This window comes from Streptomyces sp. NPDC091972, from assembly GCF_044756385.1.
In the GTDB taxonomy this organism is placed as follows: domain Bacteria; phylum Actinomycetota; class Actinomycetes; order Streptomycetales; family Streptomycetaceae; genus Streptomyces.
This window is the reverse complement of the sequence record NZ_JBIVSV010000002.1, coordinates 69,857-84,537: the sequence shown is the minus strand read 5'-3', so window position 1 is coordinate 84,537 and position 14,681 is coordinate 69,857. Positions and strand designations below refer to the sequence as shown.

General features: G+C 71.0%; 11 protein-coding genes. 3 read left to right on the top strand and 8 right to left on the bottom strand.

Features of this window, described 5'->3' with window-relative positions:
- Positions 1-35: 35 nt before the first annotated feature.
- From mmsB to ACIQJT_RS05665, 6 genes are all read right to left on the bottom strand, one after another.
- Positions 36-1,283 (bottom strand): multiple monosaccharide ABC transporter permease, encoded by a 1,248-nt coding sequence (gene mmsB / locus ACIQJT_RS05690; RefSeq protein ID WP_365450787.1) that lies wholly within the window; start codon positions 1,281-1,283, stop codon positions 36-38.
- Complete coding sequence (mmsA, locus tag ACIQJT_RS05685) at positions 1,280-2,830, bottom strand: multiple monosaccharide ABC transporter ATP-binding protein (protein WP_365450789.1); 1,551 nt, start codon at positions 2,828-2,830, stop codon at positions 1,280-1,282. The genes mmsB and mmsA overlap by 4 nt, the downstream gene beginning before the upstream one ends.
- A gap of 32 nt (positions 2,831-2,862) precedes the next feature.
- Entirely contained in the window at positions 2,863-3,969 is a 1,107-nt protein-coding gene (gene chvE, locus ACIQJT_RS05680; RefSeq protein ID WP_365450791.1) for a multiple monosaccharide ABC transporter substrate-binding protein, read from the bottom strand.
- 147 nt (positions 3,970-4,116) lie between these two features.
- A complete protein-coding gene (locus ACIQJT_RS05675; protein WP_365450793.1) occupies positions 4,117-5,088 on the bottom strand; it encodes a hypothetical protein in 972 nt (323 codons plus the stop codon).
- Between the two features lie 108 nt (positions 5,089-5,196).
- Complete coding sequence (locus ACIQJT_RS05670; RefSeq protein ID WP_365450795.1) at positions 5,197-6,201, bottom strand: alcohol dehydrogenase catalytic domain-containing protein; 1,005 nt, start codon at positions 6,199-6,201, stop codon at positions 5,197-5,199.
- Entirely contained in the window at positions 6,198-7,355 is a 1,158-nt protein-coding gene (locus ACIQJT_RS05665) for a mandelate racemase/muconate lactonizing enzyme family protein (protein WP_402640184.1), read from the bottom strand. The genes ACIQJT_RS05670 and ACIQJT_RS05665 overlap by 4 nt, the downstream gene beginning before the upstream one ends.
- 302 nt (positions 7,356-7,657) lie before the next feature.
- On the opposite strand from ACIQJT_RS05665, the gene ACIQJT_RS05660 reads away from it, so the two are divergent.
- Complete coding sequence (locus tag ACIQJT_RS05660; RefSeq protein ID WP_402640182.1) at positions 7,658-8,827, top strand: hypothetical protein; 1,170 nt, start codon at positions 7,658-7,660, stop codon at positions 8,825-8,827.
- A 57-nt stretch (positions 8,828-8,884) separates the two neighbouring features.
- Here ACIQJT_RS05660 and ACIQJT_RS05655 read toward each other — a convergent pair whose 3' ends face one another.
- Positions 8,885-12,874 (bottom strand): CHAT domain-containing protein, encoded by a 3,990-nt coding sequence (locus ACIQJT_RS05655; RefSeq protein WP_402640180.1) that lies wholly within the window; start codon positions 12,872-12,874, stop codon positions 8,885-8,887.
- Positions 12,875-12,917: 43 nt separating this feature from the next.
- Between ACIQJT_RS05655 and ACIQJT_RS05650 the strand changes: the two genes are divergently transcribed.
- The gene (locus ACIQJT_RS05650; RefSeq protein ID WP_365450801.1) at positions 12,918-13,262 is read left to right on the top strand and encodes a hypothetical protein; all 345 of its coding nucleotides are present in this window, start codon (positions 12,918-12,920) and stop codon (positions 13,260-13,262) included.
- Positions 13,263-13,267: 5 nt separating this feature from the next.
- The gene (locus ACIQJT_RS05645; protein WP_402640178.1) at positions 13,268-14,173 is read left to right on the top strand and encodes a hypothetical protein; all 906 of its coding nucleotides are present in this window, start codon (positions 13,268-13,270) and stop codon (positions 14,171-14,173) included.
- 50 nt (positions 14,174-14,223) lie between these two features.
- On the opposite strand, the gene ACIQJT_RS05640 is transcribed toward ACIQJT_RS05645, so the two are convergent.
- On the bottom strand, positions 14,224-14,658 hold the full coding sequence (locus ACIQJT_RS05640) for a MarR family winged helix-turn-helix transcriptional regulator (RefSeq protein WP_402640176.1): 435 nt from the start codon (positions 14,656-14,658) through the stop codon (positions 14,224-14,226).
- Positions 14,659-14,681: the final 23 nt, after the last annotated feature.

The window sequence follows — 14,681 nt, the reverse complement described above, 5'->3', positions numbered from 1 at the left end:
CCCCGCCGGGTTGCTCCGACGGGGCCCGAGATGACTTACGAACCGGACTTGCGCTTGTTCCACACGTCGAACCCGACCGCGGCCAGCAGGGCGAGGCCCTTGATGACCTGCTGCCAGTCGGTGCCGACACTGAGGAGGTTCATGCCGTTGTTCAGCACACCGAGGACGAGACCACCGATGATCGCGCCGAGGACGGTTCCCACACCGCCGCTCATGGACGCGCCACCGATGAACGACGAGGCGATGGCCTCGAGTTCGAAGTTCAGGCCCGCCTTCGGGGAGGCCGCGTTCAGACGGGCTGCGACCACCAGACCCGCCAGGGCCGCGAGCACGCCCATGTTCAGGAAGACAAGGAAGGTGACCTTCTTGTCCTTGACGCCGGACAGCTTCGCGGCCGGCAGGTTGCCGCCGATCGCGTAGATGTGCCGGCCGAAGACCGCGTTGCGCATGACGTAGCCGTAGCCGACCACGAGCACACCGAGGACGAGCAGGATGATCGGCGCGCCCTTGTAGCTGGCGAGCATCATCGTCAGGGCGATGATCGCCGCGCTGATGGCGACCAGCTTGAGCAGGAAGAGGTTGCGCGGCGCCACCTCCAGGGAGAACTCCTGCGAGCGCCTGCGCTCACGAAGCTCCTGGAGGATCACGAAGGCCAGCAGGACGAAGCCCAGCAGCAGCGTGATGTTGTGGTAGTTGGTCTCCGGGCCGACCTCGGGCAGGAAGCCGTTGCCGAGCTTCTGGAGTCCGTCCGGGAAGGGGCCGAGGGTCTGGCCCTCCAGGAAGATCTCCGTCAGACCGCGGAAGAGCAGCATGCCGGCCAGCGTGACGATGAACGACGGTATGCCGAGATACGCGATCAGATAGCCCTGGACCGAGCCCGCGACGGCACCCACCACCAGGCACAGCACCAGGGCGATGGGCCATGCCACGTCGTGCTGCACGGTCAGGACGGCCGCGAAGGCGCCCACGAACGCGGTCAGCGAACCGACCGACAGGTCGATGTGCCCCGCGATGATCACCAGCATCATGCCGATCGCGAGGATCAGGATGTAGCTGTTCTGGAGCACCAGGTTGGACACGTTGCGCGGCAGCAGCAGGTCGCCGTCGGTCCACACGGCGAACAGCGCGACGATCAGGCCGAGCGCGATCAGCATGCCGTACTGCCGCATGTTGCGGCGCAGCCCGTTCAGCATCAGCTGGAGCAGGCCCTCGCCGGAGGACGACGACCCCCCGCCCTTGCCCGGCGGCGCCGCGGCCGGGACCTTCGTCACATCGGTGCTCATCGCGTTACCTCTTTGTCCTTCGTCATCTGGCGCATCAGCACTTCCTGCGTGGCCTCGGCCCGCGGAACCTCACCCGTGAGGCGTCCGGCGGCCATGGTGTAGATGCGGTCGCACATGCCGAGCAGCTCCGGCAGCTCGGAGGAGATGAAGATGACCGCCTTGCCCTCGGCGGCCAGCTGGTCGATGACCGTGTAGATCTCGTACTTGGCGCCCACGTCGATGCCGCGCGTGGGCTCGTCCAGGATCAGCACCTCGGGACCCGCGAAGATCCACTTGCTGAGGACGACCTTCTGCTGGTTGCCGCCGGAGAGCTTGCCCACCGGCTCGAACACGGTCGGCGCCTTGATGTTCATGGACTTGCGGAACCGCTCGGCCACCTGCCGTTCCTCGTGCTCGTCCACCACACCGCGCTTGGCCACCTTGTTCAGGGCCGTCAGCGAGATGTTGCGGTTGATGGTGTCGATGAGGTTGAGGCCGTAGTGCTTGCGGTCCTCGGTGACGTAGGCGATGCCGTGCTTGACCGCCTCGGCGACGGTCCTGGTACGGATCTCCTTGCCGTCCTTGAAGACCTGACCGCCCGCGTGCCGGCCGTAGGTGCGCCCGAACACGCTCATCGCGAGCTCGGTACGCCCCGCGCCCATCAGGCCCGCGATGCCGACGATCTCCCCGCGCCGCACGTTGATCGACACGTTGTCGACCACCTTGCGCGTCTGGTCGATCGGGTGGTGGACCGTCCAGTCGCGGATCTCCAGCGCCGGGGCCGCGTCCACCTCGCCCTCGTAGGGCGTGCGGTCGGGGAAGCGGTGGTCGAGGTCGCGGCCGACCATGCCCGTGATGATCCGGTCCTCGGTGGTCTCCGGGGCCTTCACGTCGAGGGTCTCGATGGACCTCCCGTCGCGGATGATCGTGACCGAGTCGGCGACCCGGCGGATCTCGTTGAGCTTGTGGGAGATGATGATCGAGGTGATGCCCTGCTTCTTCAACTCCAGGATCAGGTCCAGGAGTTTGCCGCTGTCCTCGTCGTTCAGAGCCGCGGTCGGCTCGTCCAGGATGAGGAGCTTCACCTTCTTGGAGAGTGCCTTGGCGATCTCCACGAGCTGCTGCTTGCCCACGCCGATGTCGGCGATCCGGGTCTCCGGGTGGTCGGTCAGGCCCACCCGGCGCAGCAGTTCGGTGGCGTGCTTCAGCGTCTCGTTCCAGTTGATGAACCCGCCCGCGGCGTGCTCGTTGCCGAGGAAGATGTTCTCCGCGATCGACAGGAACGGCACGAGTGCCAGCTCCTGGTGGATGATGACAATGCCGTGCTGCTCGCTCGCCCGGATGTCCTTGAAGGAGCAGAGCTCCCCCTCGAAGAGGATCTCCCCCTCGTAGGTGCCGTGCGGATGGACGCCGGAGAGCACCTTCATCAAGGTGGACTTGCCGGCGCCGTTCTCACCGCAGATGGCGTGGACCTCGCCCTGGCGGACGGTCAGTGTGACGTCCGACAGCGCCTTGACGCCGGGAAAGGTCTTGACGATCGAGCGCATTTCCAGGACGGGTCCCGCCATGGTCGTGCCTTCCAATCCGTAAGGTTCGACGCTTACTTGAGCTGGTCCGCCGTGTAGTAGCCGTCGTCCACGAGCTCCTTGACGTAGTTGCTCTTGTCGACGCTCACCGGCTGGAGCAGGTAGGCCGGGACGACCTTGGTGCCGTTGTCGTACGACTTGGTGTCGTTGATCTCCGGCTTCTTGCCGTTGAGGGAGGCGTCCACCATGTCGGTGGCGACCTGGGCGAGCTTGCGCAGGTCCTTGTAGATCGTCATCGACTGCTGGCCGGCGATGATCGACTTCACCGAGGCCAGCTCGGCGTCCTGACCGGTGACCACGGGGAGCTTCTTGCTGCCCGAGCCGTAACCGTCCGACTTCAGCGCCGCGATGATGCCGATGGAGATGCCGTCGTACGGCGACAGGACCGCGTCGACCTTGGCGTTGCCGTACGTGGAGGTGAGGATGTCCTCCATGCGCTTCTGGGCGGTGGCGCCGTCCCAGCGCAGCGTGGTGACCTGGGTGAGCTTGGTCTGGCCGGACTTGACCACGAGCTTCTTGCTGTCGATGTACGGCTGGAGCACGCTCATCGCGCCGTTGAAGAAGTACTTGGTGTTGTTGTCGTCGTTGGAGCCGGCGAACAGCTCGATGTTGAAGGGGCCCTTGCCGCTCTCGAGGCCGAGCTTGTCGACGATGTACTGGGCCTGGAGCTTGCCGACCTTCTCGTTGTCGAAGGACGCGTAGTAGTCGACGTTCTTCGTGCCGAGGATCAGGCGGTCGTAGGAGATGACCGGGATCTTGGCGTCGGCGGCCTGCTGGAGGACGTTGTTCAGGGACTTGTTGTCGATGGCGGCGATGACGAGTGCCTTGACGCCCTGGGTGATCAGGTTCTCGATCTGGGAGACCTGCTGGTCGGGGTCGTCCTCGCCGAAGACCAGCTTGGTCTTGTAGCCCTTGGCCTTGAGGTCCTTCTCGACGTTGGCGCCGTCGGTGATCCACCGCTCGGAGGACTTGGTCGGCATCGCGATGCCGATGGTCGCGCCCTTGGTGCTGCCGCCCTTCTCCTCGCTGCCGCCCTCGCTGTTCTGGCCGCAGGCGGTGAGGGTGAGGGCGAGCGAGGCGGCGCCGGCTATGGCGGTGAGTGCGGCTCGACGAGTACGCATGATCATCATCCTTGATGTCGGGACGGGCTCGGTCTGGGTGGTGCGGTGACGCTCCGGCAACGAGGTGCGGCTCGGACCGAGGACAAGAGGGTGTGTGGGATTGTGTGTGACTGCGTCTGCTTTTGTGAAGGGACTCGGCCCGAAACGTTATGAGGGTGTTTCGAAACGTCGCAGTGCCCCGGGCAGTCGCGAACCGAGCGGCGCCATGTCGCCGTCCGCTCCGTGGCGTGCCAGCAGGTCCAGGGCGAGCCGCCCCCGACGCACCCGTTCCCGGGCCGTGTTCAGGGTCAGATCACGCAGGTGGTGGCCGTACGGGTAGATCCCCGGGGCCTTCGACAGGCCGAACTTCAGGTAGAGCGGCGCACCGCGCCGGATGAGTTCGGCGACCTCGTACATCCGTACATAACCGCCGAGATCGTCGGGCGCCTCGATGTACATGTCCATCGGGGCGGCCGACACCCGCCGGATCTCGGTGAGGTGATCGAGCGTCAGATCGCTGGGCACGTTGATCGAGTCGGCGCCCAGGTTCTCGTAGACCGCGAAGGCGGCCGGGTTGACCGGTCCGACGAGCGCGCTCAACTTCAGGGTGGTGTCGGCCGGGATGATGCCGGCGGCCCGCGCCCGGTGCAGTGTCCACAGCACGCCCTCGTCGGCGACGAGGAGGCACTGGACGCCCAACTCGGTTGCCCGGACGGCGTCTTCGACGCAGCCGGCCACCGCGTCGTGGCCGCGGGCCCGCAGGCCCCCGCCGCGCGAGTCGGTCCGGACGGAGCCGCCGATGTCCCAGGTGCCGCGCGGGCCGGTGAACAGGCAGAGCTCGATGTCCCGCTCGTTCGTGGCGTCGACCATCTCGGTGATCTCGGCGTCGGTCAGCATCCACACCCCGCTGCCCTGACTGATCCGGTGGATCGGCACGTCGAGCCGCGAGGCTTCCTTCAGGACGACGGCCAGCGCCTCCGGCCCCTCGCACGAGGGGATCTCGGTGCGCCAGCGGCCGCCGCCGGGGAAGGCGTGCGGTGAGGCGTCGGCGGGATCGAGGGCGGGCGCGCCCAGGCCGAGCGCGGTGAGCGCCTGCTCACCGGGTCGGCGGGCCGCCGGGGCGGAAGCGTCGGTCGTCACAAGCTGTCCTTTGTGTTCGAAATGTCGGACAAGGTTCGCGGCTCAAGTCGTGCGGGGCTGGGTGTACGCCGGTACGGAGTGGTCAGGTCACCCCGTACCGGCGTACGTCTAGGGGCGGAGCAGCACCTTCCCGACCTTCGGGTCACCGGACCCGACCAGCTCGATCGCCTCCGGGAACCCGTCGAGCGGCAGCTCGTGCGTGACCAGCGGCAGCGGATCGAGCAGGCCGGCCCCGAAGACCCGCACCGTGTGCGCCCAGGCGTCCGGCGGGGCACCGAAGACGGTGTGCACCTCCAGTTGCCGTACGACCAGGTCCGTCGGGTCGAGGCCCTCGGCGCCCGGCGCCGGGATGCCCGTCAGGACCAGACGTCCGCCCCGCCTGAGCAGGGCGGCGGCGGTGCGCGCGGCGGACGCGGACCCCGCGGTCTCGATCACGACGTCGAAGTCGTCCGGGAGCTCCTGCGCCCTGGTGCGGAAGTCGGTGGCACCGAAAGCTTTCGAAAGCTCCGCCCGGTCGGGCCGGGTCCCTACCACGAGCAGCTCGGCGGGGGAGTTCGCCTTCAGGAACTGAACGGCGAACATCCCGAGCGTCCCGGTCCCCACCACGGCCACCCGCTCACCGGGCAGGGCGTTCGCCTTGATCGCGGCGGCCGCGATGCAGGCGGCCGGCTCCAGCAGGGCCGCGGCCGTCAGGTCGGCGTCGTCCGGCAGGACGTGCAGCAGACGGGCGGGCAGGGTCAGCGTGGTGGCCATCGCACCCGGCTGGGTGAACCCGGTCTCCTCGTACCCGGCCGTGCACAGGGTCGTCTCGCCCGCGTGACAGCGGTCGCAGACCTGGCAGTTGCGGAAGCCCTCGCCGACGACCTTGCGGCCGACAAGAGTTGAAGGCACATCCGCCCCGACCGCCTCCACCGTCCCGGACCACTCATGGCCCGGCGTGAGGGGGTAACGCACGTATCCCTCGGGCCGGTTGCCCTGGTACACCTCGCGGTCGCTGCCGCAGATGCCGACCGCGTGGACGCGCACCAGCGCCTCACCGGCCCCGGGCTCACGAGGGGCGTGCTCGTCGAGCCGGTGCTCGCCGGGCCCCTCGATGACGACCTGGGTGCTCACTTGGTGCCCTTGGGCTTGCGCTGCTCCCAGCCCTCGGCCCACAGGTCGAACCGGGCCTGCTGCTGCGGGAACTCGGCGGCCGCGTCCACGTCCAGCTCGACACCGAGACCCGGCGCGTCGGAGAGGTGGAAGTAGCCGTCCACGACCTGCGGGGCGCCCTTGACGACCTTCTTGATCTCCGCGTCGGCGAAGTCGTTGAAGTGCTCCAGGATCTTGAAGTTCGGGGAGGTGAACCCGACCTGGAGGGAGGCGGCGGTCAGCACCGGACCACCCACGTTGTGCGGGGCGACCAGCATGTAGTGGGTCTCGGCGGTCGCGGCCAGCTTGCGGGTCTCCCAGATGCCGCCGATGTGGCCGACGTCGGGCTGGATGATGTCCACGGCCTGGTTCTCGAAGAGCTCGCGGAACTCGATGCGGTCGTGGATGCGCTCACCGGTGGCGACCGGGATGTCGACCTTGGCGGCGACCTTCTCCAGCGCCTTCAGGTTCTCCGGCGGCACCGGCTCCTCCAGCCACGCGGGCTTGAAGGGCGCGAGGTCCTTGGCCAGCCGGACGGCGGTCGACGGCGAGAAGCGGCCGTGCATCTCCAGCATCAGCTCGGCGTCGGGGCCGATGGCGTCCCGGACGGCCTCGATGAGGGAGACGGCGTACAGGCTCTGCTCGTGGTCCAGCTCGAAGTGGCCGGTGCCGAAGGGGTCGATCTTCAGCGCCTTGTAACCGCGCTCCATGACGCCACGGGCGGCCTTGTGGTAGGCCTCCGGCGTCCGCTCGGTGGTGTACCAGCCGTTGGCGTACGCCTTGACCTTGTCGGTGACCTTGCCGCCCAGGAGCTGCCAGACCGGCACGCCGAGGGCCTTGCCCTTGATGTCCCAGCAGGCCATCTCGATCACGGCGATGCCGGACATGACGATCTCGCCGGCCCGACCGTAGTCGCCGTACTTCATCCTCTTGACGAGGTCCTCGACAGCGAACGGGTCGGAGCCGAGAATGTGATTGGCCTCGGCCTCCCGCAGGTAGCCGATCAGCGCGTCGGTGTGTCCCAGCATCCGGGTCTCGCCGACTCCGGTGATGCCTTCGTCGGTGTGCACCTGGACGTACGTCAGGTTGCGCCACGGCGTCCCGACCACGTGTGTGCTGATTCCGGTGATGCGCACGGCGGTTGCCCCTCGTTGCTTCGTCGGCTCAGTGACGTCTGTTCGAAATTTCGTCACACGTTCGAAATGCTGACGTGACAGTAGGGAGGGGGTGGCGGGAGTGTCAATGGGTCGAACGCATAACGGTTTCGACACCGCTTTCGACACGGCTTTCGAAGTCGGTTTCGACGAGATCGGGAAGGATGCCCGAACGGTCCCCGGCACACCCCTCAACTCGCCGCGCCGAAGCGGGTAGTTCGACACACAACCTTCACAGGCGTGACTATGAAAGGCGGGTGAGAGGAACTTAGTCTTCCCGCGTCATGGACTACTGCGACCCGTGCCGAAGGCACCTCAACGGCGCCCTCGCCTGCCCGGGGTGCGGCACCTCGATCGAAGAGCTGCGCGCGAACACCCCGCGCGTGCCCGCCCAGGCCCGGCCGCAGGAGCACGCGGTCCCGGCGTACGCGGCCTACGGGGTCGCCGAGTCGCAGTACGGCACCGCGGACGGCCCCGGGACGACGCCGTACGGGGGAGGGGGCCAGGGCGCCCGGGATTCCTCCCCGCACGGCACGGACGGCGCGGTGTACGGCGCGCACGGCACGGCCGGCCAGGCGGACATGGCGTACGGCGCCGACGGCCTGGGCGGCGGGACGTACGGCACGGCCGGTCCGGCCGACATGGCATACGGAGGCGGTCAGGGCGGCGCGGGGTACGGCGAGGACGGACCCGGGAGCGCCTCGCGCGCGGGTGATCCGGTGGGCGGTGGGCCGGCGGAGTACGGCTCGACCGGAGCCGGCACCGGCTCGGGCGCCGATCCCGACATCGATGCCAACCCGGCCGAGGGCGCCGACGGCGCGGCCGAGGGGGTCGTGGAATCCACCGGCGGCAGAGCGGCACGCCGACGCGCACGCGGCCGGGGCCCCGCGGAACCCGAGGACGCCCACGACGGGTACGGCGAGCGCGACGAGGACGAGTCCGACGACCCGGACGACTCCTCCGACGGCGCCAGTCGTCGCGACCGCAAAGCAGCGGCGCACCGCCGTCGCCAGCGCCGGACCCTGCTGATCGCCGCGGGCTTCGTGCTCGCGGCCGGCGGTCTCAGCCTCGCGGAGCTGGGCATGGACGCCCCGGGCTCCCCCTCCAAGCCGGCCGCGGCCTCCGAGGAGTCGGCCGAGGGCGGCGCCTCCCCGGAGGCGAGCGCGTCGGCGTCCGGGGCGGCCGACTCCGCGGGGACCGTTCCCTCCGACTCGCCTTCACCGTCGACCTCCGAGTCCCCGTCGCCGTCCGCGTCCGAGAGCGGTGACCCCGACGCGAGCAAGAGCCCCGAGGCCGGGTCGGCGAGCACCCGGCCCTCCGGTGCGTCGACCCCCACCGCCACGCCCACGTCCACGAGCGGCGGCTCGGCACCCACGGCCACCCCCACCACCACGGCACCGAGCCCCACCCCGACCCCGACGGAGTGCGACCGCTTCCTGTGGTGGTGCACGTAGGACTTCGCCTGTGCGAAGGCGGGGCGGGGGTCCACGGACCGCCCCGGGGTGTCCCCGCTACGGCCCGCTGTGGATCAGCGAGGCCCACAAGTGCGGTCGCCCGGGATGCTCGGCACGCAGGTGCCGGATGACGCGATGGAGCACGGCCGCCGCGTCGTCGGCCGACGGCGTGTCCGGCATCAGCCGGTAGAAGTGCTCGGCCGCCCCGGCCGCGACGCGGTCGTCCAGCGGCCACAGACTCGCGACGACATGCCGGAACCCGGCCAGCTGGAACGCGGAGGCGAGGTGGATGGACTCGTCCGCGTGCCGACGGCCGACATGTCCGGTGGAACACGCGGACAGGTAGGCCAGCTCGGCCTCGTGGAGGTCGCGACGGCCGATCTCCGCGATGGACAGCACACCGTCGTGCAGATGGAGCCCGCCCTCCGAGGGCGCGTCGGGGTCGGTGCCCGCGTGGCAGGCGAAGTGCGCCCAGTTGGCCTCGGGGAGCGCGCCGGTCACCCGGGCGGCGGTGGCCTGCTCGTTGACCAGCAACGGCATGTCCGGATGGGCCGCGTGCAGGCTCGCGGCCTCGGCGGTGGTGGCCGGCAGGTCCGGCAGCCCCGGGGTCCGGTCGAGGGCGACGGTGAGCCGGCGCAGGGCGGTCGCGGCCGGCCGCCCCTGGGCGCGGGCCAGGGCCCGCAGCGTGGGCGTGTACGACGAGACCACCCGGTCGAGCGCCCCGGTCCGGTCCGGGTGCCCGGCCGCGTGCAGCGGCAGCAGCCCGAGCGGTCCGGTCGGCATCCACCACACGCGGGGGAGGACTCCGTCGTCCGGACGGAGCCGTTGTCCGACCGCGTCGAGCACCGGCCCGACCGCCGTGTCCCACAGCCGGCCGAGCACCTCCGTGAGCACCCGCTGCCGGCGCAACTCGCCCGTGAACGAACCGGAGTCGTGCGTCGCCTCCGTCAACTCGGCGGCCCACGCCTCGGCGTCGGCCAGTCGCAGGTCGGGCAGCGGTACCAGCAGCGGGGGCCCGTCGGCGGTGACGACGATGCCGTCGCACCTCTGCAGTCCGGCGTTGAGCAGCACGACCGCCCCGCCGGCGGCCGCCGGCCGCAGCTCGTTCCACGTCGGTGGGAGCAGGAACCGGTCAAGGCCCGGCAGGCGCCGGATCTCCGTCAGGACGGCGTCGTGCTCGGCCCACAGCCTTCTGCGCCGGTCGACGTGGTCGATGTCCTGGCCGTCGTCGGGCGTGGCCATGGCCGGGGGGTCCGGCGCGTTGAGGGCCGTGCGGACGCGGCTCAGACGGCGGGCCAGGACGGGGTGCTCGGCCTCCAGCTCCGCCAGGGGGGTGCGCAGCGCCAGCCGGGACGCCAGCAGGACCGACCGGCCCAGCTCGCCGGCCTGGACCGCGCCCCCCGGATCGTCGAGGGCGCAGTGCACGGCGATCGTCTCGCCGACGAGTCCGCGGTTCGCTCCGAGGCGGAACTCGTGGTCCGCCGAGGAGGTCTCCCGCGCCGCGACCGACGGCAGCAGCTCCACCGCCGTGTCGAACAGCAGCCGGGCGGTGTGCGGTTCGTCCAGGACGTAGGCGAGCCGGCCCGTCGCCCAGCAGGCGCGCAGCCGGTCCAGCGGGGGCGCCGTGGTGGCCGCGAGCGCTTCCCGCGCGAGCCCGGCGATCCTCGGCCGGTCCAGGGCGCCGCCGGTGTCCCACCGCCTCCGGTAACAGGTCGCCAGGAAGTAGATGCGCGCGGCCCGGCCGGGATGGTCGCCGGGTGTGGCCCTGACCGCCTGTTCCGCGGCCTCCACGGCGCGGTCGAGGTCGGAGGCGGCGCCGGTCCGCTGGAACCGCAGCCGGTGGGCGTTGCCGAGACTGAACAGGTACCGGGCGCGCTCCGGATGGCCGGCGGGGACCGCGGCGGCCGTCTCCAGCGCCAGCTCGACGGAGCGGTCCAGGTCGGCCGGGTCGCCCGAGTGCTCGTACCGGCTCTGATGGGCCCGCGTGAGATTGAACAGGCGCAGCGCACGGTCGGGATGGTCCGCAGGGGTGGCGGCCACCGCCTGGAGCGCGAGGTCGACGGCGCGGTCGAGGTCGGCCGTGGCGCGGGTGCGCTGGAACCGGTCCTGGTGCACGATCCCGAGGCTGGTCAGGTACAGGGCCCGGGCCGGGTGGCCGGCCGGTGTCGCGGCCAGGGCCCGTTCGTGATGGGCGAGAGCCCGGTCCAGGTCGTGCAGGCTGCCGTTGTGCCCGAAGCGCTGGCTGAAGGCGCTGCCGAGGTTGCTCAGGTGCCTCGCACGGTTCGGGTGGTCGTCGGGGGTGGCGGCCACCGCGCGCCGGCCGGCGTCGATGGCCGCGTCCAGGTCGGACGGCTCCCCGACCCGGGCGAACCTGGACCAGTGGACGAGGCTCAGGTTCGACAGGCGGTGGGCGACATCCGGGTGGTCGGGGGGCGTGGCGGCCACGGCCTGTTGCTGATGGGCGACGGCCCGGTCCAGATCGGCCACGTCCCCCAGCTGTTCGAACCGCCCGCGCAGGGCCAGCGCGAGGTTGTTCAGGGCGGTCGCGCGGAACGGGTGGTCTGCGGGCGCCGCGGCGACCGACCTCTCCAGATTCTCGACGGCCCGGTGCATGTCGACGGGATTGCCGGTCCGGTCGAATCGCGTGTCGTACGCGGCACCGAGGTTGGACATGAGGAGCGCACGGTTCGGGTGGTCGGCGGGTGTGGCGGCGACGGCCCGTTCGTAGTGCGCGACGACACGGTCCAGATCGCCCGCCTCACCCAGCCGTTCGAACCGCGCGTGGTACACGACCCCGAGGTTGGACAGGAACGTCGCGAACTGGTGGTGCCCCTGGGGCGCCGTGGCGACGGCACGCCCCAGGTGGTCGACGGCCCGGTCCACATCGGCCGGTTCTCCCAGCCGTTCGAACCGCGCGTGGTACGCCATGCCGAGGTTGGACAGGTAGGTCGCACGGTCCGGCGCGTCGTCCGGGGCCGCGGCCACCGCGTCCTCGTGGTGGCCGATGGCCCGGTCCAGGTCCGCCAGGCTCCCGGTCCGCTCGAAGCGGGCCTGGTAGGCGACGGCGAGATTGGACAGGGTGGTCAGTCGGTACGGGCTGCCGGTGTGGGTGGCGGCCCGCTCCCCGAACCCGATGGCGCGGTCCAGGTCCGCCGGCCCGCCCGCACGCTCGAAGCGTGCCCAGTAGGCGGTGCCGAGGTTGGTCAGGATGGTCGCCAGGTGCGGGGAGCCGGCGGGGTTGGCGGCCAGGGCGCGCTCGCCGGTGTCGATGGCGCGGTCCAGGTCCGCGAGGTGCCCGCTTGCTTCGAAGCGCCGCAGATGACACGTGGTGAGGTTGGTCAGGGCCGTCGCCCGGTTCAGGGGGTCGGCGGGGTTGGCGGCCAGGGCGCGCTCGCCGGTGTCGACGGCCCGGTCGAGGTCCGCGAAGTACCGCGTCCTCTCGAAGCGGAACAGGTAGCCCGAGGCGAGGTCGGTCAGGATGGTCGCGAGACGCGGGGAGGCGGCGGGGGCCACGGCCAGCGCGCGTTCGTCCATGTCGATGGCACGGTCCAGGTTCGCGTGGTGCCCGGTCCGCTGGAACCGCATCAAGTGTCCCGTGGCGAGGGTGGCCAGGTAGAACGCCATGTTCGGCTCGGCGCCGGTCGCGACGACGGCCCGTTCCCCGAACTCGATCACTCCGTCGAGGTCGTTCGGGTCCCCCGCCCGCTGGAACCGCAGGAGGTGGGTGACGCTGAGGTTGCCCAGGATCAGCGCGGAGTTGGGGTCGCCGGCCCGGAGGGCGGCCACGGACTGCCGCCCGACGGCGATCGACCGGTCGGCCTCGTCCTCCCGCCCCGTCAGCGCGTACAGCGCCCGGTGGGTCTCGGCGAGGTTGTACAGGCGGGTGGCGCGGTACGGATGCTCCGGCGGTGTCAGGGCGACGATGCTCCGGAACATTGGGACGCAGCGGCTCAGCAGGACCGTGTCCCCGGCCTGGGTCGCGCGGTTCAGAAGGTCGACCGCCCGGTCGTTCAGCTGACCCGGATCAAGCCGGTGGTCGGAGGACATCGCCCATGAGACTATCGGCCGACTGACGGAAGGGGGAGCCGTGGTGGACGCCGAACGATCGGCCCTGACCACGCTGTGCAAGGAGTTCGACGCGCTGATCGGCGAGACCAGGCTCCACACCGCGGCACGGCAGCAACTGCTGGAACGGATCGTGGCCGAGGCACGGGCCCGGCGCCCGGTGCTCGCCCTGCTGGGCCAGTTGCTCAACACCGACCGCGAGACCACCCTGCGCACCCTCGCCACGGGACTGCCGGGAGCCGGGCCGGGCACCGCCCGTCAGGAGAGCTTCCGCTGCCCGGACGGCGCCTGCGACCGGACGGCGGTGCCGCCGCCGGCGGGTGCCGTCCCGCGCTGCGCGGTCCTGGGCCGTGTCATGGAGCGGGGGTAGCGCAAGTGGGCGGATTCCTCCAGCAGTTGGCCAAGACCCTGGCCGACCGGTGGATCAGCCTGCTGGTGCTGCCCGGGGCGTTCTTCCTCGGCGCGGTCTGGCTCGCCGTCCAGCTCGGCCATGCCGACGCGTGGAACGTCGCGCTGCTGACCCGGCGGGCCGAGGACACCATGGCCGAGATCGCGGACCTGTCGAGCGGGGCGCAGGCACTGCTCGTCGTGGCCGTCCTGGCGGCCGCCTCCGGTGTGGGCTTCGTCGTGCAGACGCTGGCCGCGGTCACCCGACGGGTCTGGCTGGGACCGTGGCCCCGCCCCCTCGCCCGGGTCGCGGCGGTGCGTACGGCACGCCGGCGCGCTCGGTGGTACCGGCTCGTGCAGGAACGCCGGGCGCTGGAAGCCGTGAGCCCGGCCACCCGCACCCGCGAGCGGCAGGACCGGATCGACGACGTGGCCCGGCGCATCACCCGGCTGGCCATGGCCGAGCCGGGCAGGCCGACCTGGATGGGGGACCGGATCCACGCCGTGGAGTCCATCGCACACCACCGCTACGGACTCGACCTGACCTACGGCTGGTCCCGCCTCTGGCTGGTGCTCCCCGACTCCGCCCGGACCGATCTCACCGCCGCGCACTCGGCGTTCGCCGCCGCGGTCGCCACCGGTACGTGGGCCGTGCCCTACCTGCTGCTCACCGCGGTGTGGTGGCCGGCCGTGCTGATCGCCGCGGGCATCGGCCTGACCGGATGGGCCCGCGCCCGCGCGGCCGTGGCCGAGCTCACCACGCTGACCGAGGCCACCCTCGACGTCCACGGCCGCACCCTGGCGGCCGCGCTGGGATTCGGCAACGAGACCACCGGCCCCCTCACGATCAGCGAGGGCGAACACATCACCGACATCATCCGCAAGGGCCGCTAGCCCCAGCGGCCGAGCCGACCCCGACACCGCCCGCGCCGCAGCGGCCCCCGTCACGCGTCCCGCATCCGGCGCAGCAGATCCCGCAGCGACTCCCGCTCCCCCTGGGACAGCCCCGCCAGCGGCTCGCGGGCGAACCGCAGGCCCTCCCGCAGTTCCCGGGCCACCTGGAGCCCCGCCTCCGTCGCCGCCGCCACCTTGACCCGGCGGTCCGCGGGATCGGGGCGCCGTTCCACCAGTCCGCGCGTCTCCAGCCGGTCCACTATCCCGGTGACGTTCGACGGCTCGCACTTCAGTTTCTGGGCCAGTTTGCGCATGGGCAGCGGCTCCAGGGACAGCAGACTCAGCAGCCGCGCCTGCGCCCCGGTGAGGGCGTGCTCCGCGGCCGCGTCCTCGTAGTCCGAGTAGAAGCGGGCCACCACGTCCCCGATGAGCTCCACCACTTCCATGGTGAGCGCGTCGGGCCGGGTCTTGTGAGGAGTGGGCATGGGCTCCAGGATACCCCTTTACT

Excerpts from the sequence above, each read along its gene's own strand:
- ACIQJT_RS05655 (WP_402640180.1), bottom strand. The coding sequence starts at position 12,874 with ATGTCCTCCGACCACCGGCTTGATCCGGGTCAGCTGAACGACCGGGCG.
- chvE (WP_365450791.1), bottom strand. The coding sequence starts at position 3,969 with ATGCGTACTCGTCGAGCCGCACTCACCGCCATAGCCGGCGCCGCCTCG.
- mmsB (WP_365450787.1), bottom strand. The coding sequence starts at position 1,283 with ATGAGCACCGATGTGACGAAGGTCCCGGCCGCGGCGCCGCCGGGCAAG.
- ACIQJT_RS05660 (WP_402640182.1), top strand. The coding sequence starts at position 7,658 with ATGGACTACTGCGACCCGTGCCGAAGGCACCTCAACGGCGCCCTCGCC.
- ACIQJT_RS05640 (WP_402640176.1), bottom strand. The coding sequence starts at position 14,658 with ATGCCCACTCCTCACAAGACCCGGCCCGACGCGCTCACCATGGAAGTG.
- mmsA (WP_365450789.1), bottom strand. The coding sequence starts at position 2,830 with ATGGCGGGACCCGTCCTGGAAATGCGCTCGATCGTCAAGACCTTTCCC.